Below are 3,819 nucleotides of genomic sequence, written 5' to 3'. Positions count from 1 at the left end.
TGCAGGCTGGGCCAGACCAGCTGGCGCGCGACCTCGCCCCACGGCACATGCACCGCGAAGACGATGCCGACATAGGCGAACACCGACAGGCAGAGCCATTTCAGATAACTGGAATAGCGCTCATACGAGACGAAGGTGATGAGCAGGCCGCAGGCCAGGCCGAAACCGATCACGTAGAGCTCGCCCGGGCCGGCGATCAGCAGTTGCAGCGCCGCCGCCATGGCGCCGAGATCGGCACCGAGATTGATGGTGTTGGCTGTCAGCAGCAGCAACGCGATGACGATGCCGACCGGCTTGGGAAAGCTTTCGGCGATGTTGGTCGCCAGCCCCTTGCCGGACACCCGGCCGAGGCGGGCGCAGGCCTCCTGGATCGCGATCATCAGCGGGAAGCTGAGCACCAGGGTCCAGCCGAGCGAATAGCCGAACTGGGCGCCAGCCTGCGAATAGGTGGCGATGCCGCTGGGATCGTCATCGGAGGCGCCGGTGATGAGGCCGGGGCCAAGCTTCGCCAGCCAGCCGGTCGGCTTCGGCTCGGCCGGGGAAGGATGCGCAGTGGTGGACATCGAGGTCCTTCGGGCTGGGCGAACGGGTCCTGGGGGCCTGTCCGGGCGGCTGATCCTTCCACAGCGGCAACGAGGCGAAACGCACCTTGGTTCCGGCCGGCGCGCGATCCCGCGGCCACGGGAACCGTGACGAACGACAGGCCGTTTCCGCTCTATGCCCGAGCCTTTGCTCCCCGTTCCTCCCCGACCCTTCAGCGCGCGCGCCGATGGTGCGTGACCTGCGCCGGCGGGCGCTTCCATCGCGCAGCCACCCGGCGGCACCGCCTTCGGGCGGGTCGCGACGGCCGATCTATGCCGCCCTGGCCGGGAACCTGGCCGTGGCGGCGACGAAGGCCGTGGCCGCAGCCTCGACCGGCAGCGCCGCCATGCTCAGCGAGGCGATTCACTCCGCCGTCGACAGCGGCAACCAGGGGCTCCTGCTGCTGGGCCTGAACCGCGCGGCCCGGCCGGCTGATGAACGGCACCCGTTCGGCCATGGCATGGAATATTATTTCTGGGCCTTCGTCGTCGCCCTGATGATCTTCATGCTGGGTGGCGCGGTGTCGATCTATGAGGGCGTGGCCCGGGTCGTGTCACCCGAGCCGATCCATCGGATCTGGGTGAATTTCCTCGTCCTGGGCGCGTCCATCCTGTTCGAGGGCGGTTCGCTGCTGGTGGCTTGGCGCGAATTCCGGCGTGACAACCGGGATGCGGCGTTCTGGACAGCCATTCGCAACAGCAAGGATCCCGGCATCTTCGCCGTGCTGCTGGAAGACGCCACCGCCCTGGTGGGGCTTGTCATCGCGCTGCTCGGGCTGACCCTGACCCTCTGGTTCGATGCGCCCGTCTTCGACGGCATCGCCTCGATCGGCGTCGGCTGCCTGCTGATCGGCGCCGCCGCGATGCTGGGCAACGAGACCCGCAGCCTGCTGGTCGGCGAAAGCGCCTCAGCCCCAGTGGTGGTCAATGCGCGCCGGACGATCGAGACCGATCCGCGGGTGGCACGGGTGGTCGAAGTTCTGACCATGCATCTCGGCCCGGCGGAAATCCTGCTGGCGATGACGGTGGATTTCCACGACGGCCTGCCCCGGGAGGAGTTGCAGGCTGCGGTCGACGAGCTGACGGCCAGGCTGATGCGCGATCAGCCCGAGATTACCCGGGTTTTCCTGCGGCCCAGCCCGCCACTTCGGGCACCGATGGATTCGGTTTCACCGGCGCGCCCGGCATGAATCACAGGTCCAGAATGGCCCGGATGCGCGCCGCCAGGGCGGCATAGGTGAACGGCTTCGTGATCAGCTCGACACCTACTTCCAGCCGGCCGTCGCGCATGATGGCGTTGCGGGCATAGCCGGTGGTGAACAACACTTTCAGGTCGGGCCGGACACCGCGGGCACGCTCCGCCAGCTGTTCGCCATTGACGCCGCCGGGCAGCACGATGTCGGAGAACAGCAGGTCGACCCGCCCGTCCTGCCGGTCCAGCAGCCGCAGGGCCGAAGCGCTGTCATGCGCCTCCAGCACCCGATAGCCCAGTTCCCGCAGGATCTCGACCGAATACATCCGGACATCATCGTCGTCCTCGACCACCAGGATGGTTTCGGACCGCGACCCCGGCGGCGGGTCCTGCTGGTCGTCGGCGGCGATCTCCTCGGCCGTCTCGCCCATCAGCTTCGGCAGGTAGATCCGGACCGTCGTCCCCTGGTCGACCTCCGAATAGATTTTCACATGGCCGCCGGACTGCTTGACGAAGCCATAGACCATGGAGAGGCCGAGGCCGGTGCCCTTGCCGACCTCCTTGGTCGTAAAGAAGGGTTCGAACACCCGGGTCAGCGTCTCCCGGTCCATGCCGGATCCGGTGTCGGTGACGGAGATGACGGCGTAGGGACCGGGCGTCACATCGGCGTTGGTCTCGACATAGTCGCCATCCAGCTGGGCGTTGGCTGTCTCGATCGTCAGCGAGCCGCCCGGGGGCATGGCATCCCGGGCATTGACCGCGAGATTGAGGATCGCATTTTCCAGCTGGTTCGGATCGACCTCGACCCTGAACACATCGTCAGCGAGGATCGTCTCGATCCGCACCGTCTCGCCGAGGGTCCGGCTGAGCAGGTCCGACATGCCGCGTACCAGCTGGTTCGGGTCCAGCGCCCGCGGCGCCAGGGGCTGACGGCGCGAGAAGGCCAGCAGGCGCTGGGTCAGCACGGCGGCACGGCGGGCGCCGGTCATGGCGTTTTCGACCGCGCGCTTCAGCCGCGCGGAATCGGATTTCAGGTTGCGCTGCAGGATCTCGAGATTGCCGACCACGACCTGCAGCAGATTGTTGAAGTCATGCGCCACCCCGCCGGTCAGGTGGCCGACCGCCTCCATCTTCTGGGCTTGCCGCAGCTGTTCCTCGGCCTGCGCCAGAGCCAGCGCCCGGTCCTTCTCATCCGTGATGTCACGCCCGACTGCGTGGATCAGGCCGTCTTCCGGCACCGCCGTCCAGGACAGCCAGCGATAGCTGCCGTCCCTGTGCCGGTACCGGTTCTCGAAACGGTAAGTCTTCAGCCCCTGCTCCAGCCGGCGGTCGTCCATGACGGTCGTCGGGATGTCGTCAGGATGCACGAATTCGATCAGCGTCCGGCCGATGAGATCGCTTTCCCGCCAACCGAACAAGGTCAGCCACGCCGGATTGACGGCCGTGATCGTGGAATCGTAGCGGGCGACCAGCATCACATCGGACGACAGGCGCCACATCCGGTCGCGGTCGGCCGTGCGTTCGGCGACGCGCTGCTCCAGGGTCTGGTTCAAGGTGCGGAGCGCATCTTCCGCCGCCCGGCGCTCGTTCACGTCGCGCAGGATCGCCGTGACGAACAGCTGGGGCGCGCTCGACCAGCGCGAGGCCGACACTTCGAGGTAGCTCGGCGACCCGTCCTTGCGCCGGGCCATCACGTCGATCGGCCGGGCCAATGGCTCGCCCGCGATGATGCTGCGCCACGCGATCTCCCATTCCACCTGGTCGCCGAACAGGACGGAGACCGGGCGCCCGACGAGCTCGTTGGGTTCGTAGCCGAATTCCCGCGCGGCCGCGGGATTCGCCAGCTGGATCAGCCCTTCCGCGTCGAGCGTGAAGATGGCGTCGGGGGCGCTTTCCACCACCGCATTGTATCGGGCGTTCTGTCGCTCGCGCAGGATCTGTTCGCGGTGCGAGGCGGCCGTGATGTCCGTGATCTGGATCAGGGCGCGGGGCGGTGCCCCATCACCAAGCGGGCGGATCGAGACGTTGTGGATCAACTCGCCGCCG

Annotated in this window: 3 protein-coding genes; 1 reads left to right on the top strand and 2 read right to left on the bottom strand. The window is 67.5% G+C overall.

The features are described 5' to 3' along the window. The coding region (locus tag AC3XYG_RS12545) for an NRAMP family divalent metal transporter (protein WP_489140172.1) at nucleotides 1–563 on the bottom strand (563 nt) is incomplete at its 3' end. Between the two features lie 206 nt (nucleotides 564–769). Here AC3XYG_RS12545 and AC3XYG_RS12540 point away from each other — a divergent pair. Beyond that, the gene (locus AC3XYG_RS12540; protein ID WP_489140171.1) at nucleotides 770–1,771 is read left to right on the top strand and encodes a cation diffusion facilitator family transporter; all 1,002 of its coding nucleotides are present in this window, start codon (nucleotides 770–772) and stop codon (nucleotides 1,769–1,771) included. A gap of 1 nt (nucleotide 1,772) precedes the next feature. Here the strand turns inward: AC3XYG_RS12540 and AC3XYG_RS12535 are convergent. Continuing rightward, a partial coding sequence (locus AC3XYG_RS12535; protein ID WP_489140170.1) for a hybrid sensor histidine kinase/response regulator occupies nucleotides 1,773–3,819 on the bottom strand: 2,047 nt, incomplete at its 5' end.

The sequence above is a fragment of the Inquilinus sp. genome, assembly GCF_057815775.1.
This window is presented reverse-complemented; position numbering and strand designations above follow the sequence as displayed.